The 25,656-nt window shown below is 32.4% G+C and carries 20 protein-coding genes; 4 read left to right on the plus strand and 16 right to left on the minus strand.

The window, feature by feature from the left end; genetic code table 11:
* Positions 1-7 precede the first annotated feature (7 nt).
* From cmk to J2W48_RS19560, 4 genes are all read right to left on the minus strand, one after another.
* Positions 8-700 (minus strand): (d)CMP kinase, encoded by a 693-nt coding sequence (gene cmk / locus J2W48_RS19545; RefSeq protein ID WP_310283474.1) that lies wholly within the window; start codon positions 698-700, stop codon positions 8-10.
* Between the two features lie 52 nt (positions 701-752).
* Positions 753-1,772: a type IX secretion system protein PorQ gene (gene porQ / locus J2W48_RS19550; protein WP_310283475.1), complete on the minus strand. Its 1,020-nt coding sequence runs from the start codon at positions 1,770-1,772 to the stop codon at positions 753-755.
* A gap of 342 nt (positions 1,773-2,114) precedes the next feature.
* On the minus strand, positions 2,115-3,215 hold the full coding sequence (locus J2W48_RS19555; RefSeq protein WP_310283476.1) for a BT_3928 family protein: 1,101 nt from the start codon (positions 3,213-3,215) through the stop codon (positions 2,115-2,117).
* A gap of 27 nt (positions 3,216-3,242) precedes the next feature.
* Complete coding sequence (locus J2W48_RS19560) at positions 3,243-3,791, minus strand: DUF1599 domain-containing protein (protein WP_310283477.1); 549 nt, start codon at positions 3,789-3,791, stop codon at positions 3,243-3,245.
* A 138-nt stretch (positions 3,792-3,929) separates the two neighbouring features.
* Between J2W48_RS19560 and folP the strand changes: the two genes are divergently transcribed.
* Positions 3,930-4,754, plus strand: coding sequence for a dihydropteroate synthase (gene folP / locus J2W48_RS19565; protein ID WP_310283478.1), 825 nt, complete (start codon positions 3,930-3,932; stop codon positions 4,752-4,754).
* A gap of 5 nt (positions 4,755-4,759) precedes the next feature.
* Positions 4,760-5,407: a hypothetical protein gene (locus J2W48_RS19570; RefSeq protein WP_310283479.1), complete on the plus strand. Its 648-nt coding sequence runs from the start codon at positions 4,760-4,762 to the stop codon at positions 5,405-5,407.
* Here J2W48_RS19570 and J2W48_RS19575 read toward each other — a convergent pair.
* Positions 5,397-6,215, minus strand: coding sequence for a M48 family metallopeptidase (locus tag J2W48_RS19575; RefSeq protein WP_310283480.1), 819 nt, complete (start codon positions 6,213-6,215; stop codon positions 5,397-5,399). The genes J2W48_RS19570 and J2W48_RS19575 overlap by 11 nt on opposite strands.
* 300 nt (positions 6,216-6,515) lie before the next feature.
* Here J2W48_RS19575 and J2W48_RS19580 point away from each other — a divergent pair, with 300 nt between their 5' ends.
* Entirely contained in the window at positions 6,516-8,720 is a 2,205-nt protein-coding gene (locus J2W48_RS19580; RefSeq protein ID WP_310283481.1) for a tetratricopeptide repeat-containing sensor histidine kinase, read from the plus strand.
* A 19-nt stretch (positions 8,721-8,739) separates the two neighbouring features.
* Positions 8,740-9,381 carry a response regulator gene (locus tag J2W48_RS19585; protein WP_310283482.1) on the plus strand — a complete coding sequence of 214 codons (642 nt, stop codon included), beginning with the start codon at positions 8,740-8,742 and terminating at the stop codon, positions 9,379-9,381.
* Positions 9,382-9,568: 187 nt separating this feature from the next.
* Here the strand turns inward: J2W48_RS19585 and J2W48_RS19590 are convergent, their stop codons facing one another.
* From J2W48_RS19590 to J2W48_RS19640, 11 genes are all read right to left on the minus strand, one after another.
* On the minus strand, positions 9,569-10,351 hold the full coding sequence (locus J2W48_RS19590; RefSeq protein WP_310283483.1) for a carbonic anhydrase family protein: 783 nt from the start codon (positions 10,349-10,351) through the stop codon (positions 9,569-9,571).
* A gap of 705 nt (positions 10,352-11,056) precedes the next feature.
* Complete coding sequence (locus tag J2W48_RS19595) at positions 11,057-11,977, minus strand: PorP/SprF family type IX secretion system membrane protein (protein WP_310283484.1); 921 nt, start codon at positions 11,975-11,977, stop codon at positions 11,057-11,059.
* A gap of 3 nt (positions 11,978-11,980) precedes the next feature.
* Positions 11,981-17,290, minus strand: coding sequence for an HYR domain-containing protein (locus J2W48_RS19600; RefSeq protein WP_310283485.1), 5,310 nt, complete (start codon positions 17,288-17,290; stop codon positions 11,981-11,983).
* 187 nt (positions 17,291-17,477) lie between these two features.
* Positions 17,478-18,149, minus strand: coding sequence for a hypothetical protein (locus tag J2W48_RS19605; RefSeq protein ID WP_310283486.1), 672 nt, complete (start codon positions 18,147-18,149; stop codon positions 17,478-17,480).
* A 2-nt stretch (positions 18,150-18,151) separates the two neighbouring features.
* Positions 18,152-18,544 (minus strand): hypothetical protein, encoded by a 393-nt coding sequence (locus J2W48_RS19610; RefSeq protein WP_310283487.1) that lies wholly within the window; start codon positions 18,542-18,544, stop codon positions 18,152-18,154.
* Positions 18,545-18,761: 217 nt separating this feature from the next.
* Complete coding sequence (locus J2W48_RS19615; protein WP_310283488.1) at positions 18,762-19,523, minus strand: hypothetical protein; 762 nt, start codon at positions 19,521-19,523, stop codon at positions 18,762-18,764.
* A gap of 35 nt (positions 19,524-19,558) precedes the next feature.
* The gene (locus tag J2W48_RS19620) at positions 19,559-20,449 is read right to left on the minus strand and encodes a hypothetical protein (RefSeq protein WP_310283489.1); all 891 of its coding nucleotides are present in this window, start codon (positions 20,447-20,449) and stop codon (positions 19,559-19,561) included.
* 594 nt (positions 20,450-21,043) lie between these two features.
* Complete coding sequence (locus J2W48_RS19625; RefSeq protein ID WP_310283490.1) at positions 21,044-21,724, minus strand: DUF1266 domain-containing protein; 681 nt, start codon at positions 21,722-21,724, stop codon at positions 21,044-21,046.
* A 10-nt stretch (positions 21,725-21,734) separates the two neighbouring features.
* Entirely contained in the window at positions 21,735-24,293 is a 2,559-nt protein-coding gene (locus J2W48_RS19630) for a tetratricopeptide repeat protein (protein ID WP_310283491.1), read from the minus strand.
* 152 nt (positions 24,294-24,445) lie between these two features.
* The gene (locus J2W48_RS19635; protein ID WP_310283492.1) at positions 24,446-25,429 is read right to left on the minus strand and encodes an LVIVD repeat-containing protein; all 984 of its coding nucleotides are present in this window, start codon (positions 25,427-25,429) and stop codon (positions 24,446-24,448) included.
* A 9-nt stretch (positions 25,430-25,438) separates the two neighbouring features.
* Entirely contained in the window at positions 25,439-25,567 is a 129-nt protein-coding gene (locus tag J2W48_RS19640) for a hypothetical protein (RefSeq protein WP_310283493.1), read from the minus strand.
* Positions 25,568-25,656 lie beyond the last annotated feature (89 nt).

Consider the following 25,656-nt stretch of genomic DNA (forward strand, 5'->3'; position numbering starts at 1 on the left):
CAAAAAATTAAACTGTTTTAACAACTTCGTTTACCAATTCTAAAACAATGGCAAATTGTTCTTCCCTACTCAGATAAGAATTGTCAATTTCTATCGCATCATCGGCAATTATCAAAGGTGAATCTTCACGGTGCGTATCAATATAATCTCTTTCAACCACATTTTTTAAAACCTCTTCATATGATACGTCGTCCCCTTTTTGCTGTAACTCATCAAAACGTCTTTGGGCACGTGTTTCAGCACTGGCTGTCATGAAAATTTTTAATTCGGCTGCCGGAAAAACTACAGTTCCAATATCCCTTCCATCCATTACAATAGCTTTATTGATTCCCATTTCCTGCTGCTGTTCGACCAGTTTAGTACGAACTTCTGAAACCTCGGCTACCTTACTTACAAAATTGGATACTTCAATTGTCCTGATTAGTATTTCAACATTTACATCATTCAGATACATTTCTGCAAAACCCAGATCTGTATTAAATTTAAATTCTAATTTAATTTTTGGCAAAGCCTCTATCAAAGCCTTTTTATCAAAAAAATCAGTTTTAATGTACTGATTTTGCATTGCAAATAAAGCAACAGCACGGTACATTGCACCAGTATCAACATATACATAAGATAGTTCCTTAGCTAATTGTTTGGCTAAAGTACTTTTTCCTGTTGATGAGAATCCATCAATTGCAATGGTAATATTTTTCAAAATGTAATTTTATTTTAAAGTTAACTATTTTATGGTAAATGATTTTCAATCCTTATTGAAGATTCAACACAAGTCCAAACAGGCTTGTATTTCCTGCCAAAGTATATCTTGAATACGAATAATTGAATTTTAATCGATTCATTTTTAAACCAAAACCTAATGAAATTCCTGAAAAATTTCGCTGTTCTTCTATTCTTAGTTCTTCGGCTCTTCTAAAATTATATCCCAATCTGATATTAAATGGCTTTTTAGGGAAAAGTTCTACTCCAAAAACGACATGTCTTAAGGCATTGTTTACAAACGAAACTTTTTCTTCGTTTACAGAACCATCTATATTAGTCACTCCACGTGCGGAATTAGAAAAGGCAATATTCCATTGCTGCAAGTTTTCCAGTGATAGGTGCCAGCGAACAGGGACATGATCTAATTCTTGTGAAACACCAGCTATAATTTCGAGAGGCAATTTTTCATTAATTCCAGAATAAGTAGTGAATTGTGTTCCAATATTTCGGATTACAAAAGCCCAGTTCACATCATTTCTTTCATCAATAAAAAGAAATCCTAAATCAAGCGCACCACCAAAAGAATTGTAATTTTCTAAAGTTGATGTAATTAATTTTGCATTTGCACCCACATGTATATCGGTATATGGAATGTTATAAGCGTATCCAAAAGAAAGAGCTCCCTCGCTTCCCGTGAAATCAGATGTTGCTTGTCCATTTTCATCATAACCTTCAAAAGTACCATAATTTATATAGCTTATTCCGGCGTAAAAAGTTTGAACATGTCTATCGTAAGTGTATGCGTAAGAAGCTGTACCATATGATGCTTCACCATAATAATTCCCGTAATTCATTGCCAGGTGATTATCCATATCGGGATTTAAAGTAGCGGGATTAAACATTACCTGATTAACATCATCATCATATAGTGTAATTGATTTTCCACCTAAAGCTGCTTGTCTCGGAGAAGTGGTTAAGTTTAAAAATTGATACGTGTAACGTCCTCCTATTTGCCCGAAAGAAACCGAACAAACAAAAAATATAAAAATCAAAACAAGTTTTTTTAACATGTTTATTAGGAGCTATTACTGTATAAAAACGCAGCTGCGAAGATAAAATTATAAATCTATAAAATTAATTAAAATCATATAAATTCGAGATTGAGGTGTAAATAAAAATTATGCCCTAAACTAAAAAAGACCGATTAAAAACTTTAATTATTTAAGCCATTTCTTAAAATTAACTAAACCTATGGGGCTGAAGTCTAAAGATTTGGCTGGCAGACTGAACGCCTGCCATTATTTATCAGCTACAAATTACACGAATTAGCACTAATTATTTTTAGAGGCTAAAGCAAAATACACTAAAATACATAATTGTAAACTATGTCTGAGACCAATAAATTTATATTTCTACAATTTCAAATCTTCAATATCATTGTAGTGCACTTTCTGGCTTACAGTTCCCTTTTGTAAAACAACTATACTGGGATTTGCCCTTTCGATTGTTTTTAAAGTTGTTGCGTCACAAAAATAGAAGTCAACATTTAGTCCATATTGTTTTTTTGCTTTTGCAATTTCATCCGCTCCGGAAGCTGTCATGGCAATTACTTTATACCCTTTTGCTTTTGCTTGCTGATTTACTTTTTCCAGCTTTTTCATGCCGGACGCTTCAGACAAAGTCAAATCGTAGGCAACAAAAATTAATAATTTTGGTTCCTTCAATAACTCTTCTTTATAATCTGAATCCTCTTTAGTCATCGTAAAATCATGAATTGGAGGTACATAACCTTCCGTGATTATTTTATCTTTTCGATCAACAAAAACTGCACCTTCCGGAATATTCATCAAATCTTTTTCTGTAAACTCTTTATCAACACCATTTACTTTGTAAATAAAAATCATTTCAACAACTGTTTTTGGTGCCCCTTCAGGAATTTCCATACCTTTTTCAATATTTGATCCAACCTTGTAAGGTCGAAAATCTTTTATTGGGTTGTGATTTAAAACCCAAACGGCCATAAATGCACACAGAACTACGCTCACATAAACTGTAAAATTAGTTTTAGGGGTTGAAAATAATGGTTGTATTAATTTTTGATTGAAGAATAAAATCAGAATAAAGAATAATAAAACAATATCTTTAGTAAATGACTGCCAAGGTGTTAAGTGTAAAGCGTCTCCAAAACAGCCGCAATCTTTTACCACATCAAAATAAGCTGAATAAAAGGTAAGAAAAGTAAAAAAGACAATTAAAAGTAATAATGCCCAAATTGTAATTTTTGTTTTATACCCAACCAGTAACATGACACCCAAAACTACTTCGAAAATCACCAGAAAGATTGCTAAACCTAAAGCTAAAGGCTCTAAAAATGGCATGTTAAAAACTGGCTCGCTAAAATATTCGGTTAATTTATAAGAGAAACCAACAGGGTCATTTAATTTTATCAATCCGGAAATGATAAATAATATTCCGACAAATAATCTTGAAAATTGGGTAATGATATTCTTCATTTCTATAATTTGGGATTTAATTTGAAATTATTGTTTTGGTGCAAGCGGATTCAAAATCAAAGCAAAAACTGAGTAATTGATCATATCCTGATAGTTGGCATCAATTCCTTCTGAAACCAGCGTTTTGCCTTTATTGTCTTCAATTTGCTTCACTCGAAGTAGTTTTTGCAAAATCAAATCGGTTAAGGAACTTACTCTCATATCACGCCATGCCTCTCCATAATCATGATTCTTGGCTTCCATTAATTCTTTGGTTACCTTAATCTTAGCATCATATAATTCGGTTGCTTTTGTTACATCCAAATCAGGCTGATCAACCACACCTAATTCCAATTGAATTAAAGCCATAATAGAATAATTGATAATTCCGATAAACTCTCCTTTTTCATCTTCATCCACTTTACGGATTTCATTTTCCTGTAAACTTCTTATTCTTTGCGCTTTTATAAAAATCTGATCTGTTAGCGAAGGCAGTCTTAAAATACGCCAGGCACTGCCATAATCTTTCATTTTATTGATAAATAAGGTACGGCAAACCGTAATTACATTATCATATTCAAGGGAAGTATTCTTCATTTATTGCTGTATATTTGCTAAAATTTCTTCAAAAATAAGGATAATATTAAAGAGTTTCAAGTTTCAGGTTTTCTTTGTTTCAAGTTTTTTGAAATAAAGCTTCCTAAACCTGAAACAAAGAAAACCTGAAACAAAATTATGACAATTAACTGTAAAGGCCAGCTTATTGATTTGTCGATTCCTAAAGTAATGGGGATTTTAAATATTACCCCTAACTCATTTTTTGATGGGGGAAAATATAAAAGCGATGATGAAATTATCTCACAAGTTGATAAAATGCTTATTGATGGTGCAACATTTATTGATATTGGAGCTTATTCAAGTAAACCAAATGCCGAATTTGTTTCAGAACAGGAAGAAACTGAACGTATAGTTCGTGTTATCAAATTAATATTAAAGCAATTTCCGGATGTAATATTATCTATTGACACTTTTAGGGCTGAAGTTGCAAAAATAAGTATAGATAATGGTGCAGCAATTATAAATGATATTTCTGCAGGAGAATTAGATACTAAAATGTTTGATGTTATTGGGCGGTATAATGTACCTTATATAATGATGCATATGCGCGGTAACCCGCAAACAATGCAAAAACTCACTCAATATGACGATATTGTAAAAGAAATGCTCTTCTATTTTTCTGAAAAAGTAAAAAAAGCCAGAAGTTTTGGAATTAATGACCTGATTCTCGATCCTGGTTTTGGATTTGCTAAAACCACTGATCAGAATTATGAAGTTTTACAAAAAATGGATTTTTTTAATCTTTTGGAATTACCAGTTTTAGCAGGAATTTCGCGAAAATCCATGATTTACAAAACATTAAATAATACAGCTGAGGAAGCTTTAAATGGTACAACCGTCATTAATACAATTGCTTTGACAAAAGGCGCTAAAATACTTCGCGTTCACGATGTAAAAGAGGCAATACAATGTGTGACTCTGTTTAATAAAATTAACTTATAGGAATTATGAAATATTTTAGTTTACTGCTTATTTGCCTACTTTTTTCTTGTGGAAACAAAGAAGATATTTTATTGCCAAAATCAAATGTTTCGATAGTTAAAAATGTTGAAGACCTCTCGCCTATCTACCTTTTTTTTAAATCAAAAGGTAAAGATACTCTTGCAGAAGTAAATCGTAAAAACAGCATTATTTCAACCAATTGGATTTTCAATATAGACAAACGTTTACCTTTAAAACTAATAATTCCTGAAGTAATAAAACTTCAGGAAAAAAAGCGGGCAGAAAAGGCACATAAAAATGAAAAAGCCCAAAATTATTACTCTTATGCAGATTCAATAAGTAAAAATTTAGCTTTTTTGCCTTTCACCAAAGTGTATTATAAAATGGAAAAACCATCGAAATTGTATAGTTTTTTACATTTTAAAAAAAATGGAATGATACAATTTCATGAATCTAATGAGTATGATTTTCCTAAAAAAGAATTAGAAGATTTTCTAAATAATCTACGAATTGAACATGAATATGAAATTATATTTTCTTTTGATAAAAACATGTCTTATGGAGAATATATTCAAAATAAAATACTCATTAGAAATTTAGTAATCAGTAAAAAAGGAATGTGGATAAACCATGATAAAGAGTTTATATTCTAATAATTCCAACTTTAGCTGCCGTTGCATTCGCTTGTGGTATTAATGATTTTAGATTAGATATTCTTGTTGCATCAGACGGGTGGGTACTTAAAAATTCCGGAGTTCCGGCCCCTCCTCCTGATTTAGCAGACATTCTTGTCCAAAATGCAATAGAATCATCCGGGTTGTAGCCTGCTATTGCCATAAGTGTTAATCCAATTTTATCAGCTTCACTTTCATTGCTTCTGCTAAAAGGCAGCATAACTCCCACTTCAGAACCTAAACCATAATATTTTTGCCACATTTGTTGCTTTTCTGCAGTTTGACTTCCTGTTGCAACTGCTACACCAACTGCTCCTAATTGCTGCAATTGTGCAGCACTCATTCTTTGAGCACCATGATTGGCCAAAGCATGTGAAACTTCGTGCCCCATAACTGTTGCTAAACCTGCATCGTTTTGTGTAATAGGTAAAATTCCTGAATAAACAACAATTTTACCTCCTGGCAGGCACCATGCATTTACTTCTTTATTATCAACCAATTTATATTCCCAACGATAATCTTTAAGATATTGTGTTTGTCCTAAATAAGTCAGGTATTTTTCAGCTGCCGCTTTGATTCTCATTCCAACATTTTCTACCTTTTTAGCATCAGCAGTTCCTGATATTACTTTATTTTCTTTTAGAAAAGTATCGTACTGTTGGAAAGATGATGGAAATAATTCGCTATTGGAAACAAAATTAAGATCTTTTTTTCCTGTAATAGGGTTTGTTGCGCAAGAGAATGCTATCAGTAATACAAAAGCCGATAGAGATAAATATTTTTTCATAATTTTTCTGTTTGAATAGTACAAATTTAATATAATTGATCTTTTAATTTTTATATAATTTAAAGTTAAAGTATTAAAATTATAATTCAATCAGGTAAGAAAATTTCTTCATTAGTTTAAAATTATGATTGTCACATCGTTTCTACATCTTTTATTTAACTAATTTGTTAATATATTTTAGATAAAAAGAATAAATTTAAATTCTATTGTGTTAATTTTAACAGCTTTATTAAAGCATAAAATTTATTTTAATCCTCAGATTTACAAGGCTCTAAATTTATTTATGCATAACCTGATCGCATGGTAATTAATTTTAAATCTCTTTTTTTATTTGTTTCTTTATCATTCACAATCTCTTTGTATTCACAAATAGACAGTAATGATAAAAAACCATTATCTGTTGAAAAAAAATCATTGGAAGCAGAAGAAAAAAAAACGGTAACAGGATTATATACCCTATATAACAAGGGACAGGAAAAAATAGCTTTTAATAATGCCAAAACTTTTTTAAAAAAAGCGAAGTATCCTGCTAATAAAGCCAGCGTTATTTTATTACAAGCTTATTATTATGACAAAAAGGCTATTTTAGATTCTTCAATCTACTTCACTAACGAAGCATTAAAATACAATACTAAAATAACTAATGACTCCTTAAAAAACAGACTTTTTTCTTTGGGCTATAATTTAATGGGACTGAATTATAAAAAGAAAGGATTATTTGACATTAGTAAAAAATGGCATTTAAAAGGGCTTGAAGTTTCACAAAAATATAAAGAAACCAATTTATATTATACTCATTTGCATGGATTGGCCGGCGTTTATAATGCTTTAGGAGACAATGCAAATGCTTTAAAATCATACAAGGAATGTTTAGAGTATAAAAAAGATGAAGAAATATGTTTGGGCAGTTATATCAATATAGGCAACATCTATTCTGATTTAAAAGAGTATGACAAAGCCAATTATTATTACAATCAAGGAAAACAACTAAGTGAAAAAACAAATAATCAACAAGCGAAAGCTGTGATTACACTTAGTATTGGAGCAAATTATCAATTACAGCAAAAAGTAAATGATGCTATTAGCATGTATAGTGAAGCTGTGACCATAGCTGATAAAAATGAATTAAACCAAATAGGATTAATAGCACGTGGTAATATTGGGGATACTTATATTGATTTAAAAAAATATAAAGAGGCAAAAGATATTTTTTCGGCAGCATTACAAAAAGCCATTACTTTTGGCTATTTGGACAATCAGGTATATTTTTATGATGAATTAAAAAAAATCGCTCTTTTGCAAGATGATTATAAATCTGCATTTGCGTATTTAAATAAATCTACCAAATTAAAAGATTCAATAAATAAAGCCCAGCAGATTACAGAAATTAACGAGTTAGAAATCAAATATAAAACTGCTCAGAGAGAAAAAGAAATCAGGCTGTTACAATTTGATAATACTACTAAGAAATTAAAACTTGAAAAACAGGAAGAGGCTATTGAAAATATGAATCTTCAGGAACAGATTTCCCAGAAAATAACTGAAAATACCATATTGTTTTTTCAGAATTCATCTCAAAAAAAACTGAGCGAAATATCTTTACTTAAAAAAGACCAACAGCTTAAGTCATTAGAAATCAATCAACAAAAAGAAACTAAATTATTAACCATTTTTGGGTTTTTAATTGTTTTGATTCCTATCATTGGATTATTACTTCAATATTACAAAAGATTAAAGACACAACGTTTACTCAATATCCAACAAGCTGAAATAAGTACACAAAATATAAATAATCTTTTAAAAGACCAGGAATTAAAATTAATCAAGGCATCAATTAGTGGGCAGGATAAGGAAAGACAGCGTATTTCACAAGAATTACATGACAGTATTGGAGGGAATTTAGCAGCAATAAAACTGCAATTGAACCATTTAGTAATTTCCAGTTCACCAAAAATTAAAAACCTTACTGCTTTATTGGATGAAACGTATCAGCAGGTTCGAAATCTATCGCACACTCTGATACCAAAGAAATTTAAACACCATAAATTTTGTGAAGTATTAGAATCTTATCTCACTAATATTGGGGAAGCCAGTAATGTAAAAACCACTTTTACTGTTTATCCCAAAAAAGATATTGATACATTGAATGAAGAAATTCAGATTGAAATTTTTAAAATAATTCAAGAGCTCCTAACCAATACAATAAAACATGCGAACGCTTCAAAAATTGATTTACAGCTTAACCTGATTGAGAATATACTGAACATTTTATTTGAAGATAACGGAATTGGTTTTAATACTGATAATCACAAACCTGGAATTGGTTTTCTAAATTTAGAAAGCCGCATAGATAAATTGAACGGTTCATTTGTAATAGACTCTAAACTTAAAAGAGGTACTATTGCCAATATTGAGATTCCGGTTTTATCAATATCAAATACTGAAAGTGAAATGACAAAAGGGATTAATGTAAAAAAACAACTTGATAACCTGACTAAATTATAACCAAAAATATCTTTGATCAATGGAAAAATTAAAACTTATTATTGCCGACGACCATACGATGTTCCTTCAGGGAATTACTTCATTAATAGAACATGAATCTTCAATAAAAATAATTGGCAAGGCAATAAATGGTATTGAGGTTTTGAATATCTTAAAAATACAAAAGGCAGACATGATACTCCTGGATATCAGCATGCCTGAAATGGATGGAATTGAATTGAGCAAAATCTTAAAAAAAGAGTATCCATTTATAAAAATTATAATCGTCAGTACACACAGCAATGCGAAAATAATTTCAAGATTAATCAGGATTGGTGTAAATGGCTATTTGCTGAAAAATGCTGAAAAAGCAGAATTATTGGAAGCAATTTATACTATTGCGGAAGGCAAAAATTATTTTTCTAAAGATGTAGAAGAGCAATATCTGAGTAACAATCAGAAAATTGAAAAACAAATTTCAAATTTAACGGAATTAAGTTCCCGTGAAAAAGAAATTTTAGTTTTAATTGCCCATGAATACAATACTGCTGAAATTGCTGAAAAGACCTTTATTAGCCTTAACACTGTCAATACTCATCGTCGTAATCTATTGTCAAAACTGAATGCTAAAAATACAGCCGGACTTGTAAAATATGCGGTTGAAAATGGATTAGTTGATTAACAAATTATTACTGATTTGAAATGAAAATTAATTTCCATAGTACCTCATAAACATCTGACTAAATCTGCCAAATCTGCGCGGAATAATGTAAGTGCGCAGATTTAGTAGATTTTATAAAATTATATTATTAAAGTTTTTTTTAAGCCTATACCATTATAAATTTAGTATGACTTTTTAAAATAATAGTTTATCTGATGTTTTCATAAACCGTTCTGTTATTTATCGGTTGTATTTCACGGAAATTTTCTTCTTCATATTTAGTTGCATAGCTCTCTAACTGGTCATCTGTCATTTCGATATTATTCTTGAATACAATCCAGGTTACCGGTCCCTGGTTTGGTGTTGAATCCAGATTTGGAGTTGTAAGCGAACCGTTGTAGCTATAATATTTTCCAGTATCTGAAGGCAGGATAGAATTCAAATAAAAAATGTCTGTCATCGTATTTATTCCTGTAGTTGCTGGAGATGCGTCGATAAGGGTTTTCATGGCACTACTAACCGATCCGCTTTTGATAACAACCCCTAAAACGGCATAAGCTCCTGTTTCTGATTTGTTTACAAAATGAAGTTCCATTGTACCATATTCTCCGTTTACATTATGCTCGCTATGACGATGAAAATGAAACTGTTGTAATTCATATTTCAATCCCTTAATCATGATATAATTGTTTGCTTTATCAGTAGTTGACAGATTAACTCTTAGGTTTTCGTTTGTATTTTCCACACTGTTTAATGTTATTGCATTATAATGGATAACAGGATCTGTAGTATTCATTTTTTCAGTATCACTTGTATTGATGCTAATAGGTGATTGTCCCTGAATATTGGTTGTTCCAAGAGGGAAATTATAACTTACTATTCCTTCTGGAAATTCCGAATTCAAATTTTCATTCGATTCCTCTTTATTACAAGAAATAAACATTACTGTTACTATTAATGCGATACCTATTTTTTTGATACTTGCTTTCATCTTTTTAAATTTTTAAATCTTTATTTAATTATAGTTTTTGTGCATTTTCTTTAAAAAAAAACCAATAAAGGAACATTCAGACAAAAGATTAAATCGAAATTTACTTCATGATTAATCTGTTTTGACTGTTCTTTGGCTTTTGAACTAAAGGTTTTAGCGGATAATTAAATTAAAGAATTGGTGGACGAAAGACAGAAGAAATAAGGTTGAAAGAATAACAGGTGCTTTTAGAAAGCGTTTTGTTTTGTTGATTACCAAAAACAATTAAACCAGCAAAAAGATTCGCTAGCTGGATTTTCAGGTTCTTTTTTTTGAGGAAACTATGAACCCTGGATTTTTTATGATTATGAGAATTTTTCTTCTCGCCTTTTTGTTTTTTATTGGATAAAGCGTTTGATAGAATTGGCTTTTTTTGAAAAAAAACATTCGAGATATAGCTACTACTGGTTTTGATTGAAGCATCTCCTTTAAACAAATCACCAGATTGCTTAAAGGATATAAAAAGACTTATCGAGATAATAAAAATCCCAAGTGAAAAATAAAAATGTAATGTTCTTTTAAATATATTTTTCAACAATTTTGTTCTGGTTGTTTATTTTAATATTGGTTCAGCAATTTGACTGCAAATTTGCTATAAAACATTCCCACAGCAATATTAATTAACATAATTTTATTTGTTGAAGTAAAGCCTAATGCCTTAAAAACCTATCTCTCAAAACCGTTACCTAAACGGTAATTCAATACTAATCCGAAGGTATCAGGAAGCGCAACATTTTCCAAAGATTTATTGTATGTGAAAATTATTCTTGAATTTGAGTTTATATGAAATCCCGCTAAAAAATTTAAAGCATTTGAAGTACGATAACCTCCTCCTAATTCAATTTTGTTTTTATAGTTTACCAATAAATTTATATCGGCCTGAAATGGTGCTCCCTCTGTATATTTTGCCAAAAAGCTCGGATTTATAAGTACTTCTTCAAAAAGACTGGTAAAAAAACGATACCCGAAATAGCTATAATATGTATTTTTTAAACTGGTGTTGTTTTTAGAATTAAAAGTACTGCTTAATAGATTTGGAGCTGATATACCAAACGAAAAAGCATCTTTATTGAGCAAAAATCCTACTCCGAATGTGGGGGTAAAACTATTTATGTCCTCCTGAAACTCGGGATCATTTTCTAAACCTAGTTCGGATAAATTTTCATTATAAATCATCGCCCCCGCAGTTATTCCAAACGAGATAATATTGGGATCATATGCCCACCATTTTCCGTATTTATAATCGGAATCATAATAAATTTTATATGAATAGGAGCTAAAAAAGCTCATAGTATTGGTAACACCAATCTGATCGTGCGAAATTCCTGCTGCCAAGCCAATTTTTTCTGATCTTGTTAAGGCATTTACAGAAATATCAAAATTTCTTGGACTTCCGTCAACCGAATTAAAATATCCATTCGTTGTCAAAGCAATATCAACATCTTCATAATATCCGGCATGAGCAGGATTTATAAGGACAGTATTATAATTGTAACTGGAAAAAACAGGTGTTTGCTGGGCTGTGATTGTATTAGAAAAAAAAGCTATGAGTAATGCTGTTGAAATTATATCAATTTTACTTTTCATGAATTAACGTTTTAAAACAAGGTATCCCTTTAGTTTTTTGAAATGGTGATGTGTTGAATTGGGATTAATTTCGAAAAAATAGGTCCCTTCAGGAAGCTCATCTGCTCCAAGATTTCTTCTTTTATTGGCAATTCCGCTAAACACATTTGTGGTATTATTATACCCTGTCGTCTGAAAAACCAAATCACCCCAACGATTATAAATTGAAATTTTGTTGTTTGGATATTCTGTAATTTTGTCAATTACCCAAAACTCATTAATACCATCGTTGTTTGGGGAAATACCATATTTAGTCTCATCTTTTTCTTTTGATATAACCGAAATAACAACAGAATCCTGAACTTCACACCCCTCTTTATTTTTGAAAGAAACCGTATAACTAGTAGTTTCAGCAGGATAAACTACAGGATTATAAACCAATGCATTAAACATTCCTTTTGTCGGACTCCATTTGAAGTTTCCTTCTTCTGTGGCAATGGCTTCTAATTGTACTGATTCGCCTTCATTTATTTCTATATCATTTCCGGCATCTACAAGCACAACATCTGAATGAATTTGAAAGGAACAATTTGAAGCATTTAATGAAACATCAGTTGCAGTAATGTTTATGGTCATTCCATCTGTATAAAAACTTCCTGCAATTGGGCTTTGCCTGATGATCGGATTCGGATCTTTATTATCCGTTACTGATACAATCGATGTGAAATCCGGAACTTTATTTGTGCTGCACGAAACTCGTTGATTTGGCAAACAAGTAATAACCGGGGCTTCTGTATCTGTATCTCCCGTAGTATTAATAATAAAAGAGCAATTCGATTCATTTCCGCTGTCATCTGAAACCGTCATCTGAACAATCATTCCATTGCTAACAAGGCTGCCTGATGCAGGAGTCTGAATTAAAGTTAAATTTGCATCACAATTATCCGAAACTACAATCATATTTCTATAGTCCGGAAGTGTTGCATTAGCGGTCAATGTTTGATTTTCGATGCAGATAATAACGGGTTTAGTCGCATCTGCGGAAGCATCAACTTTAAAATTACAGGTTGAAGCATTATTAGAAGCATCTTTGGCAGTAATTGTAACTGTCATTCCAGTAATAAAAGGACTCCCTATTGCAGGGTTCTGAGTAACTATTGGATGACTATCCCTATTATCTGTTACGGTTACCAATGTCGTGTAATCAGGTATTACAGTTGTTGCACAATCAACATTCTGATCTGTTAAACATGTTATTACAGGGGCTTCCGTATCTGGGTTTTCTGTTATCATGAAAGAGCAGCTTTCTATATTTCCGGAAACGTCTTTAGCTGAAATAGTAACCATCATTCCGTCAATAAAAGCGCTTCCCGCTTCAGGATTTTGAGTAATTATTGGTGAAGTATCACAGTTATCTGACACTACTACTGAACTCGAATAATCTGGCAATGCATCCCCAAATGCTAATGTTTGATTACCCGAGCAAGTAATAGCAGGTTTAGTATTATCTGCAGAAACATTCACTTTAAAACTACAAGTTGATTCATTATTTGAAGCATCCCGGGCAGTGATTGTAACTGTCATTCCATCAGTAAAAAAACTTCCTGCAACTGGACTCTGAGTGATTGTTGGTGATGAATCTGTATTGTCGGTCACAATTACTGATGTTGTATAATCCGGAATTACAGATGTTGCACAAGCAACATTCTGATCTGTTAAACATATTATTACAGGAGCTTCCGTGTCTGGGTTTTCTGTTATTACAAAAGAACAGTTTTCTACATTTCCCGAAGCGTCTTCGGCTGAAATGACAACTGTCATCCCATCAATAAAAGCACTTCCTGCAACCGGGTTTTGGCTTATTACGGGTGCGGAATCGCAATTATCTGTTGCTGTGACCAAACCTGAATAGTCTGGCAAAACATTTCCAAATGATAATGTTTGATTGCCAATACAAGTTATAACAGGTTTAGTAACATCTGAGGAAACGTTAACTTTAAAACTACAAGTTGATTCATTATCTGAAGCATCCTTGGCAGTGATTGTAACTGTCATTCCATCAGTAAAAAGACTTCCTGCAACCAGGCTTTGAGTCATTACAGGTAACGGATCTGTATTATCAACAACGGTCACTAAACTCAGATAATCCGGCAACAAACTTCCGCAGGCTAATTGTTGATCCGCAGGACAAGTTAAAACTGGAGCTTCAGTATCTACAGTGTTTGAAATATTAAATTTGCACGTTTCAAAATTACCATTTACATCAGTTACTGTAAGAATAACTTCTTTAGCTATTCCGTTAAAAACAGTTCCGGCAACTGGTGACTGCGTAATAACTGGTTTAGTATCGCAATTGTCTGTTACCGTGATTTCTTTAGTATAATCCGGAACTGGATCGTGTATAGTTAAAATTTTATCAGCAGGACAATTTGTTATTACGGGCTTTTCAGTATCGGCAGTTTTTTTTCCGTAAATAACATACGCCATTCCCGGATTTTGATTCACCTTAATATTGCCTGCGTAAGAATCAAAACTTGTACCGATAATCATATCGCTTATACCGTCATTATTAACATCACCCGCAAAATTTGCACTATATCCCTGAGTAAAAGAAGTTGAGATTACTATTTTTTTTTCTGTAAACATATCAGCAGTTGCAGCCCAGTTTTTTTTACCGAATAAAATTGTAGCAGAACCATAATATTGAAAGAAATAATCATCAATTCCGTCACCATTAAAATCTCCGGCATACCCAAATTTTTCTCCAATACTGGCTTTTTTAACCGTAAAACCATTTGTTCCGTCTAAATTCTTTAAATCGAATACGGCAGGAAAAACTGTTTTTCCAAATACAATATATTGTCCTGTAACAGCGATGTCGTTTATACCATCATTATTGATATCTCCTGCTTTTTCAACCCCGAAATAAGAATTTAGAGGAGTTGTTGAGTTTTCTATCACAAAACCATTACTTCCGTTTAATGCGGATATATTGAAAATTGCGGGAAAGTTTGAAGAACGCCCAAAAACAACATATTTACGATTTTGTCCTGTATCATTATAAGAACCCATACCAATATCTGAAATTCCGTCTCCATTAATATCTCCCAGACCAGCTACTGATCGACCAATTTTTCCCATTGTCGCGTCACCTTCTATAATGAATCCGTTTGTTCCGTTGAGTTCATTGGTTCTAAGTACTGCGGGAAATCCTCCATTTTTTCCATAAACAACATAACACTTACCATTTATTGCCCCTGAACCAGAGGTTATAACCGCTATGTCCATGTATCCGTCTGCGTTTATGTCACCAACTGAGGCAATACTTGTACCTGAGCTTTCGAAATTAGAGATCCCAATTAATGCAAAACCATTATTACCATTGAGTGTTGACAAATTAAATTCGGCAGGAAAACCAGAATTTTTGCCGAAAATAAAATAGGTATGGCCTATTTCAACACCATATGAGGAATGTCTGTAAGGATCACTCAGCATAAAATCACCAATTCCATCTCCATTTATGTCGCCTGCACTACTAACATCGTAACCAGTCCATGGAAAATTTGTACTTATATTATCATTTCGAACAGCAAAGCCATTACTCCCATCAAGCAGCCCTAAATCAATATTCGGGGAAAATCCTGAAGCTTTACCAAACACAACATATGCCGCACCTTTTATAATCTTATATTCTTTTTTAACACCATACCAAGGGTCATAGTCCCCTTTAGCACCAATTATCAAATCGCTTATGCCATCTCCATTGACATCTCCGGCATTATTAACACTAAAACCTGTTTCTCTGGTTAGCTTTTCTCCATGAATAGTAAAACCAGTAGTTCCATTAAGATTGGATACACTGAAAGAAGTTGTCTTGCAATTAATATCCGCTGTATTTGTTTTTAGTTTGACCAAAAATGAACAGGAATTTGCATTTCCGGATTCGTCCTTAACTGTAATTGTAACATTGGTATCGGCTGTAAACAAAGTACCTTGTGGTGGATTCTGCGTAAAAACCAAATCCATGTTGTCTGTAATATCATCGGTCACATTGGGTAAATATGCCACATAATCCGGCAAAGTTGAACCTGCATACAGTTCCTGGCCTGATGGACATACTATTGTTGGAGGTAAATCGCTGCCTGAAGCATTGACAATAAAACTGCAGGTATCAATATTTCCCGAAACATCTGTAGCACGCATCGTTACCGTCATACCGTTTGCAAAAGCACTTCCGGAAACAGGTGCTTGGGTAATTGTTAAATTCGTATCGCAATTATCTGAAACCGTAACTGTCCCAGAATAATCCGGTAGTAAATCTCCAGATGCTAATGTTTGATTACCAGAACAGTTTATCGTTGGTTTGGTCGTATCTGCAGCAGCGTTCACTACAAAACTGCAGGTAGTGGCATTATTAGCTGCATCTCTCACAGTCATTGTAACTGTCATGCCGGGAACAAATGTACTGCCTGCAGTCGGGCTTTGAGAAACTGTCATGTTTTCGAGGCAATTATCAGTTGCTGTTATTAAACCTCTATAATCTGGTAAAATTGAGCCACAAGCTAAACTTTGAGTTCCCGGGCAATAAGTAATTACGGGCTTTGTAATATCCGGTACAGCCATCGCAACAGTAAAATTACAAACAGACCTATTTCCTGATTTGTCAAAATATTCTATTTGAATCGGAATACCGTCAAAAAAATCGGATCCTGGTCCGGGGGTCATGATATAACTCAAGGCAATACTGCAATCATCATCTAAATTCATCATTGGATTGACAGCATAATTCGGAATTACATCACCACAATTCAATGTTAATCCTGTAGGACACGTAAATGTTGGTGGGGTTACGTCAGGAGATGATGCGTTTACGATAATACTACATTCACTTTTATTTCCTGCATCATCGGTCGCTGTAAACTTAATTTCCATTCCATCGTAAAAATCTGAACCTTCACCCGGATTTTGGGTTACATCAATTTCTGTATCAATATTATCGGTAACGGTTAATATGCTAAAATAATCCGGAACTAAACTTCCGCATGCAAGTTGCTGATTGGGGGGACATATTAAAACAGGAGCTTCTGTATCTGCAGCAGGTTTTGCAGTTTTCGAGGATTTTTTATTAAAACTTGCAATAGTTTTATTGGAGCTAACTGTAAGATTATTATCCTTACCAATATAAACTGCACCTTTAGCAGATGAATGGTTAGAATTTGTTTTCGATGCCTCAATTTTTTTATCCTGACTGTAAGAATTAGACATTCCTACCAACAAAATAAAGATGATATGAATCTTTGTTATTACTTTTAATGCAATTTTAAAATTTTCCATTATACGATACTATATTTTTTTGACTCCTTATTATCTGCAAAAATATATCTGGAAAAAAGTTTACACATCACTATAAATAATGATTTATTTTAATAATATCATGTTTTATTAATGATTACAAAGCAAAAAGGTTATTCCGAAAATATTTCCAGAATAACCTTTAAGCCCTCAACTAAAAAGTATTTTTTTACAATACGCTTTCAATTTCTTTTTTAATTCTTTCTTTTTCTTTGTTTGGAAACTCAGAAATGGAACTTTTTTCGATATGAAGTTCTTTATTATTTAAAGTAATATTATTGTTTTCCGTTAATGAAATTTTAATATTTTTTATATTTTCAACAACTGACTTCTTTCCTAATTCATCTTCAATCAAAGATTCAAAAATGGATGGTAAAATTTTAATGGTTTCAAAAACGAAACTCCTGTCTTTTTCAGGATAATTATCTGTTTCTAAAACTAAATTGATTTTCTCGCCTGTACTTTTTTCTAAATCTTCTTCGATTTTTTTAGCCGTACGTTTTAATTCTAAAACACTAACTACCGGATGAATTTCCAGTGCTGCAAAAGTTTTTAAATAGTTATTAGCATCAATAAGGGTCAGAGCTGCTATTTGAGAAGCATGCACTAAAGTTATTTCAGATTTTGAATAAGAATCGGATATTCCTAAAACCATTAATAATTTTTCCTGTCCGGTTTTATCATATCCAATAATACTGCCCCGAATTATATTTCCGGTATGCAACAATAATTCCAGTTTGGGTAAACTGGAATTATCTTCATTATTTTCAGCCAAATCAGCAAGTTTTGTAAACCAGCCTGAAAATTCTATAAACAGATTTTTTTTATATGCTTCAATCATGATTATAGTAAACCTTCTACATACGTTGCGATTTGCGAATCAGTTTGTGAACTAAAAGAAGACTGAACAAGCTGAACCGTCAAATACAAAGTGTTATCTTTTAGTTCCATTTTAACCTCATCATTATTTTCTGTATTCGTAAGTTTAATGGTGGTCATTTTTTCTTTCAAAGCTTCTTTCCCCATATCATCGCTACATATTTTTTTAACGAATGATTCTAAATCATCAAAAATAATATCTAATCTTGAAAGCGGATATTCATCATAAGCTGTAAAAGTATTCCAGTCAATGTCTACTTTTATATCATATCCGGCCTTGTCTTTTAGTTTTGCTTCAAATTGAGGAAGTTTATCCACTTTAATCGATTCTGCTAAACGTTTTTCTGCTAATCCCATGAGTTATTTTTAATTGATTAATAATTTTATATTGCAAATTTAATCCTGAGTTTTTAAGTAACAGTCACTAGAAATAATGATTTTATTTTTCAGATTTTATATTGAGGGAATTAATTTTCATCATTGCCGATTGGAGCATAGCGTATTAGAGTTGCTGATCTCTTTTGATGGTGATTTTCTGTTAATTTCATAGAACAATAACTCTGATAGTATCGATTTATTTATTCAGTTGATAGTTCACTACAACATTTCCAATTAATAAATCAACTGCATTGTTAGGCAGAAGAATAATTTTCATGGGTAAAGTCACTCTAGGATGCACCCAAAAACAGATTCCTGCACTTCCTTGTTTCTCTTCCTTGCACAAGCTGTAGTCGAACGGGAAACCCTGTTCGATTAAACGATTCGTTTTTTTAGTTAAATAACGAAAATGAATGCTGTTTGCTGACCGGACAATTCTTGTTTCGGACTTGTCGGTTGGATTTAGTTCGACTGTACTAATGAGTGAAGATGAATCTTGAAAATAGATCTCGCGTATATTTGATTCACCTCCTGTTTTGTCCTGTACCTCTATTTCACAATTACTAAAAAGTTCGTAATACATACTGACATTATACACGTATTCATATACATATCGAACACTTAAAAAAACAATAATGAAGCACAACGGAATCATGAATACCATTTTGGGTAATTGCTGTTTTGTTAAATAACAAACCGTCCAAAGTCCCAATAGCAATGCGCTAAAAACTACAATCATTGGTGTAATATATTCTGAACCGTCCGGGCCATTGCTTCCTCCATTTGGCGTGGCGTGTTTTAATGAAACATAGATGGATGAAATAAAAAGCGCTATCAAACCCGTAACCGCCAATGCAACCGACCAGTGTGTAAATCGTACAAATAACCATTGAACGCCAGCAATGACAATTGTTACAATGACTAGCATTCCAAGTAATTCCCTTGTATCATTATTCATGTGTTTAAATTTTAGATTTATATTTAATTTTGTGTTTAATTATTCTGCCAGCCATACTTTTTTTCCTGATATTCATTTATCCAATCATGCGGAAATATTTCATAAAGATTAATTAATAGTTTCTTATTCGCCTCAGTATTTTGAAAATCCTTATAAAAAGTTCCCAAAACCCAAACCAAATGATTGGATATTTTTTTTTGATGAAGTTGTAAAAGTGTTTGTTTTGATTCTTCCTCCTCGCTCAACAATAAAAGCAACACACAAGCTGCAAAATAAAAATTAGGCCCTATATTTTGATGGAACTTATTTTCCGAAAAAATAATCACAGCCTTTTTTACCCTTTTTAAAAGTAATGTATCATTTAGAAAGCAATTGAATTTTTTATGTTTATCTAATAAGTTTTCATAAAATTGATTATAATTACTTACCTCTAAAATAAATTCTTTAATAGCAGTATATTCTGTGTAATTTGTTTTTTGTATTTGATCTATATCTTTTTCATTTACTACTTCAAATAATAAATAAGCTAATTGTCTGTTCATTCCACAGACACGGAATTTTGAAGTTTCTAAATCGGGTAATAATAAAGTCATTGCTTTTTGAAGATGCGGATAGTTAACCTCATCGATTTTATATAAAGTACCAAGACGTAGTGTATGATAGAGTGTTTTTACAATTTCATTCTCATCAAAACCTTTCATTTTTGTCTTAAGTATTTTAGCTATTTCATAGTGTGCCATTGGATAAAATTTTCCCTGAAAAACATATTCTTTGGCTACATCTTCACTTTCGATGAAATGACGAATAACTTCCTTTTTATCCGAAAAAACTTTGTGGTAATCGAGCTTGTCATAATACTTGCTCTGCTCTTCGCATAGTCTGTCTGATTCTTGTTCAAAATCAGCATTGTTGTTTGATATTGACATAGTTTTCTATTAATATATTCTAACCATTACACTTTTGATTATTACAGAAATAAGTATCGCTAAAGGCAAAAAATAAACCGGCAAAACCATTACCATCGCTCTGTCTCCGGAATAGGGCCGTCCAAAATTTTCACAGATATAGATTGCCAGATACCAAAAACTAAACCACTCTGCACTGAAAGTGCAGAGGTTTGGTTGGCAGACTAAAAGTCTGCAAGGTTGCAGTACTTATTTATTAGCCACAAATTGCACAAATTTTCACAAATTAATTAGCGCTAATTTGTGTAATTTGTGGTTAAAATATTTTTAGAAGCTAAAGCTAAATGCACTAAAGTGCATAGTTTTAAACTACTTCTGAGACCAATAAAGAAACAGACAGATGATAAAAACCAATAGAGAACAAAATACCAATACCTTTCTGAAAAAAATGAAAGTACAAAATTGACAGTCAGACATACGGCAAACAAATAGATTCCGGATTTGATTATAGCAGTTTCTGAAAATCTGAAAACCAACAATATTACTGTTAATAATGCACAAACAAACAGCAACTGGATATAAATATAATTGCCTCCAAGTAGCATTTCTTCCACATTATTCAAAGTCCTTCCAATTGATGTTAAGCCATGGGGAATTTTTATTAGTAAGCAAATAAGTGATGTTATTTGTTGTTTGTCTCATGGTTACCTCCTTGTATTCATTTCTTGTCCAATATTGTGATCCTACTAAGTAGGACAAACCGAAACTTTCCCAGGAATCAAATGCTTTTTTAATAAGCTTGCCATTTTCTTCCAATAGATTCCATGCCTCTTCTTCTGTAATAAAACTATTGTAAAAAGCATGTCTGATAACCCATGCACAACGTCCGTAATGCCAGGCAGAGTCACTGCCTTTTAAATCATATTGATAATTTCTTGCCATATCAATAGAATTTCGCAATTCCAGCATATTATTTCCAAATTTTTGGGTTTTGCCAAATTCTGATTCACTTAAAAACTCCCAGCTATTTTGTACAGGCAAAAAAGTTTGTTCGTTATGCAGGTATTTTAGTGTATCGCTTAAATCAGCAAGATCTTTAGTCTCCCAATCACGAAGCAGGCATTGTTTACTGTCTTTAAGCAATTCGGGTGTGCTATAAATATGATGTGGCAGCAAAGTATCATGAAACTCTCTGTTTAATTCTGTAAGCATAGCCGAAGTCGCTATAAGCCACAACTGCGATTTACTTAAATTTGTCGGGTTTTCGAATTTATTGTATGTTGTAATTGTACTCATCTTGCTTTGTTTAAAGAATGGATTGATTGAATGAATTGATAAAATCTTCAGAATCCCTTATTTCCTGATAATCCATCGAGACTATTTTCCCAAATTCAAGGCAGCTTTTATGATATTGCAATGCAGTATCCTTTTGTCCTGCTGCCAAATACCTGTTTGCGATAGTATGAGTTATCCAAATATGATTATTATTGGGAAGCCTGATAAAATCCAAATAGGCTTCTCCAAAAAGAATTATATAGTCCTCCATTTGCAATTCCAGACAAGCTTCGAAATTGTTCAAAATATAATTCTCTACCCAGTCAATTGATGGGTTAACCATCTTCATATGGCATTTTACAGATGTCAACGCCCATTGCATTCTGTCTATATTATTTCCGAGCATTCCGTAGGCATGAGAGATATAAAAAGATGATGACCCAACTGAAGGATCATACAGCTTACTTTTAAGTACTTCCTGAGTGGGGATTTCCAGTGATTGTATCAGATTTTCATGCTGCTGCAGTTCGTATAAGCATTGTGGGAGTAATTCAAACTTACATTTTTCCATAAGGTCCCAATTGTACTCTCTTACATTTACAAAAATGCACTCCAGGTATTCTACCGCTTTTACGTAATGACCAGTTTTGTAGCAGATAGTGGCTGCCCAATACATCGATCTCGACCCATTATCATTTGTCCAGAATGTCGCAGGCTTAGGGTATTGGTCAAATATTTCTAATGCCGAAATTATATATTCCAGATTATAATATTTATTTTCGGTCTTATCCATGTAATACGATAAACTCGTTGTAAAGTAAAAGAAATATTTAGGGTCAAATTCATTTCTTCTACAGATGCTTAGCAGCCATTTGGCATTTTTATGCGCACTATAGTAGTCTCTTAATGAGTAGGTACAATCACAATACACTTCATTTGCAATCACATTATACTTATTATATTGCAAATAGATCTTAATATATTCAATCGCTTCAGAATGCAATTGCAGCATTGAAGTAACTCTTGCCAGATTAAAATAGATATCTATATTGTCCGGATCTATTTCTTTTGCTTTTACGAAATACTCATACGCATTTTCAATATCACTTTCAGCAAAATAAAACATTCCCATCTGGTAATTGGCCATAGAATCGTTTGGATAACTTTTGTAATAATCGGTTATAAAATCTTTTTCTGCTTTGATATCCGACCAATTAGGAAAATCCTTAAGATAGTGCTGTTTTATTTTTCTAACTATCTCCTTGTCTGTGGTACGCGACAAAGCCTCCATTAGTTTGTCTTTATCTTTTTTGCCTGTTAATAAATACCCTTCTACATCTTCGGAATACAGCAATAAAGCTTCAATATCACCATCCCCTTTTGGGGCTCCGGCAGCAAAAACAGCAGCTTCATCAAACATTCCCTTTTCGATAAGCGTATCGATCATCTTAATATAATACTGTTTATCATTATCATTCGGATCATGTTCATTTATGCAAAAATCAATGTATTGCCTACTCGCAACAGCTGCAGAAGTGACATACCGCATATTAATCGGACTGATTTTTTTCAAATTTTCAAAGATAATCAGTGCAGCTCTTGGGATTCCAAGCTTCATATAACATTTCCCTAACAGAAAAAGGCATTTTTCGTGATTTGGAATTATTTTTAAAGTTGTTATAATTTCTTTCTTAAAAACCTCAGGTTTATATAATTGAAAAATAAATTTAGCACGCATATACAGTAGCTGTTCATCCTGTGGAAATGAAATTAGTGCACTATTAAGCGTGTTCTTAAAAAGATCGGTAATGTTTTCAATCTTTTCAACAAAAACAGCTTTATATAAAATATTGAGTTCACGGTGCCAGAACAATAATGGCTTTGCATCAGCAGGAATTCCTTCTGCCAGCGAATTGAATGCCTGAGGATATAAACCGTTACGATAATAATAGGATGAATTCATCAATCTGGCAAAAAAGTCATCTAATTGCGATGAAGTAAATTGCCCATTATTGAGTACATCAGCATGTAAATCGAAATCAAAATTGCCAATTTCCAATAATTTATGCACAAATCCGTATTGCTGCCAAAACTCTTTATTCTCTTCATTTCTTGCACGTGAAAAAAAATGACCAAACGGAAATCTATCAGCTAATAAAATTAATACATCCGATTTCAGATAGGGGTTGTTTTTTAGAAAATCAATAACAGGCTTTACATAATCATTGAGTTTTATGGAGTCATCCCATTTTAAGGATTCGATCGCAGATTTCCAAAGGGAGTAATTAAAACGAGTTGACACATTCTCGTACAACGCATTAAAATGGTTTATCAGTTTTTCTGGTGTATCAAAACCTTCTTCAGTATTTAAATCTTTGATTAAGTCCCAATATTCTTCGCTGTATACTGCTTCATCGTTTTCAACCAAATGGTCTTTTTTTTGTATAAGCCGTTGTGAGCAATGCACAAATTTTAAAATAAGTTCGATATCTATTTCAAAATCTAAATCTGAGATTTTTTTAATTAAGGCGTTTTTTATTTCCGTTTTGTCCGAAAGTGAATTTACTCCTAAAAATTGCTGGTCTGTCATTGTGAAGTTTTTATATTGATCCGGTTTGTGTAACACGACAAATATAATTCTGGCTTATTTTTTTACCGTCACTATTTATAATGATATTCCCGCTAACCCAAAGGATTGTTTGTTTTATAAATACAACTCGGGGTATCAACAATTGTTATCAGTTACGCTCCCGCTTCAAATAAAAAGAAACCAGTTTCTCTACCTACTATTAGTAAATAATCATCTTTTACTGCTATACCACTCGGAGATTCTCCAAACTTTACTCTAGGTTTATATTCTAGTTTAGGAGTTTGCAAAACTTTAATACCATTCTCATCCGATGATAGTACAGCAACAACAAATTTGCTTTTAGACGCCGTTTTTCCAAGAACTAACAATTCATTGTCACGTTCAACTAAACCTTCACAAATATCAACTGTTTTTATCTTTGCTGCTTTGTAACGTTTAAGCTTGCTGGTATTCGATACATTATATTGTACTACATTGTCATTACCCAATAATAGCATCTGCTCCCCTTCAGTTTGCCATTGAATGTATGTTGGTGTATAACCGTGAACTGGCTTATCATTGCATTTGAATTCATAAGTACCTGTCTCTTCCGACTGAGTATAAGCATACAAACCACAATGCCTGAAAGCCATAAATAAGTTGTTAGCTACTTTCTTCATATCCATCGGATAACCAAACATCATTGGATTATAGGATGACAAATCAATAATTTTAACAAGAACATCTTTTTCATCAATAGTATAAATGGCCTTTTCAATCATGACAAATAAGAGTTCATCTGCTACATGGAAGTTTACATACTTAGGTAATTTAATTGTTCTCACAAGTATTGGGTTTGTTATATCTGCCAGGTCAAAAACTTTGATGTGATCATTTTGTCCCACATACAGTAAATTACCGTATTTTTTAATGGACTCGCCCGCCCAATCAATCTCAATTGAAGAGATCATTTGTATCTCTGGTAACTTTTTTAGATCCCAAATTTTTATCTTTTTAGGATGTCGGCTTATAAGTATCTCTTCAAAAAAAAGACATGATGAAAAATTTTTCTCCACTTCATGACCTATAATTTCTTCTGGCTGGCTTACCATCACGGGTATTTCAGTATAGGAAGTTACCTTGCTTAATTGAATCATATTTATTATTTATTTGGTTAATATTTCGTATTTCTTAATAGTAGTGTAAGTAAGATAGATAGAAACTTCAAAAAAGTTTTCATACTTCCCTTTGTATTTGAAAAATGTGGATAATCCTAAAAACTGCCAATCTTTCATTGCAAAGTTTTTATATTGATTCAGTTGTTACAACAAGACAAATATTATTCGGGCTTATTTTTTTGCAATCATTACTTATAGTGAAATTT

Origin of the sequence: Flavobacterium piscis, assembly GCF_031457575.1 — a bacterium.
GTDB lineage: Bacteria > Bacteroidota > Bacteroidia > Flavobacteriales > Flavobacteriaceae > Flavobacterium > Flavobacterium piscis_A.

Bases quoted from the DNA above. Each gene is read 5' to 3' on its own strand.
- J2W48_RS19555 (WP_310283476.1), bottom strand. From the start codon at position 3,215: ATGAAGAATATCATTACCCAATTTTCAAGATTATTTGTCGGAATATTA.
- folP (WP_310283478.1), top strand. From the start codon at position 3,930: ATGACAATTAACTGTAAAGGCCAGCTTATTGATTTGTCGATTCCTAAA.
- J2W48_RS19580 (WP_310283481.1), top strand. From the start codon at position 6,516: ATGGTAATTAATTTTAAATCTCTTTTTTTATTTGTTTCTTTATCATTC.
- J2W48_RS19625 (WP_310283490.1), bottom strand. From the start codon at position 21,724: ATGAGTACAATTACAACATACAATAAATTCGAAAACCCGACAAATTTA.
- J2W48_RS19600 (WP_310283485.1), bottom strand. From the start codon at position 17,290: ATGGAAAATTTTAAAATTGCATTAAAAGTAATAACAAAGATTCATATC.
- J2W48_RS19605 (WP_310283486.1), bottom strand. From the start codon at position 18,149: ATGATTGAAGCATATAAAAAAAATCTGTTTATAGAATTTTCAGGCTGG.
- J2W48_RS19570 (WP_310283479.1), top strand. From the start codon at position 4,760: ATGAAATATTTTAGTTTACTGCTTATTTGCCTACTTTTTTCTTGTGGA.
- J2W48_RS19595 (WP_310283484.1), bottom strand. From the start codon at position 11,977: ATGAAAAGTAAAATTGATATAATTTCAACAGCATTACTCATAGCTTTT.
- J2W48_RS19615 (WP_310283488.1), bottom strand. From the start codon at position 19,523: ATGAATAATGATACAAGGGAATTACTTGGAATGCTAGTCATTGTAACA.
- J2W48_RS19640 (WP_310283493.1), bottom strand. From the start codon at position 25,567: ATGAAAGATTGGCAGTTTTTAGGATTATCCACATTTTTCAAATACAAA.
- J2W48_RS19560 (WP_310283477.1), bottom strand. From the start codon at position 3,791: ATGAAGAATACTTCCCTTGAATATGATAATGTAATTACGGTTTGCCGT.
- J2W48_RS19590 (WP_310283483.1), bottom strand. From the start codon at position 10,351: ATGAAAGCAAGTATCAAAAAAATAGGTATCGCATTAATAGTAACAGTA.
- porQ (WP_310283475.1), bottom strand. From the start codon at position 1,772: ATGTTAAAAAAACTTGTTTTGATTTTTATATTTTTTGTTTGTTCGGTT.
- J2W48_RS19575 (WP_310283480.1), bottom strand. From the start codon at position 6,215: ATGAAAAAATATTTATCTCTATCGGCTTTTGTATTACTGATAGCATTC.
- J2W48_RS19610 (WP_310283487.1), bottom strand. From the start codon at position 18,544: ATGGGATTAGCAGAAAAACGTTTAGCAGAATCGATTAAAGTGGATAAA.
- J2W48_RS19620 (WP_310283489.1), bottom strand. From the start codon at position 20,449: ATGTCAATATCAAACAACAATGCTGATTTTGAACAAGAATCAGACAGA.
- J2W48_RS19630 (WP_310283491.1), bottom strand. From the start codon at position 24,293: ATGACAGACCAGCAATTTTTAGGAGTAAATTCACTTTCGGACAAAACG.
- J2W48_RS19585 (WP_310283482.1), top strand. From the start codon at position 8,740: ATGGAAAAATTAAAACTTATTATTGCCGACGACCATACGATGTTCCTT.
- J2W48_RS19635 (WP_310283492.1), bottom strand. From the start codon at position 25,429: ATGATTCAATTAAGCAAGGTAACTTCCTATACTGAAATACCCGTGATG.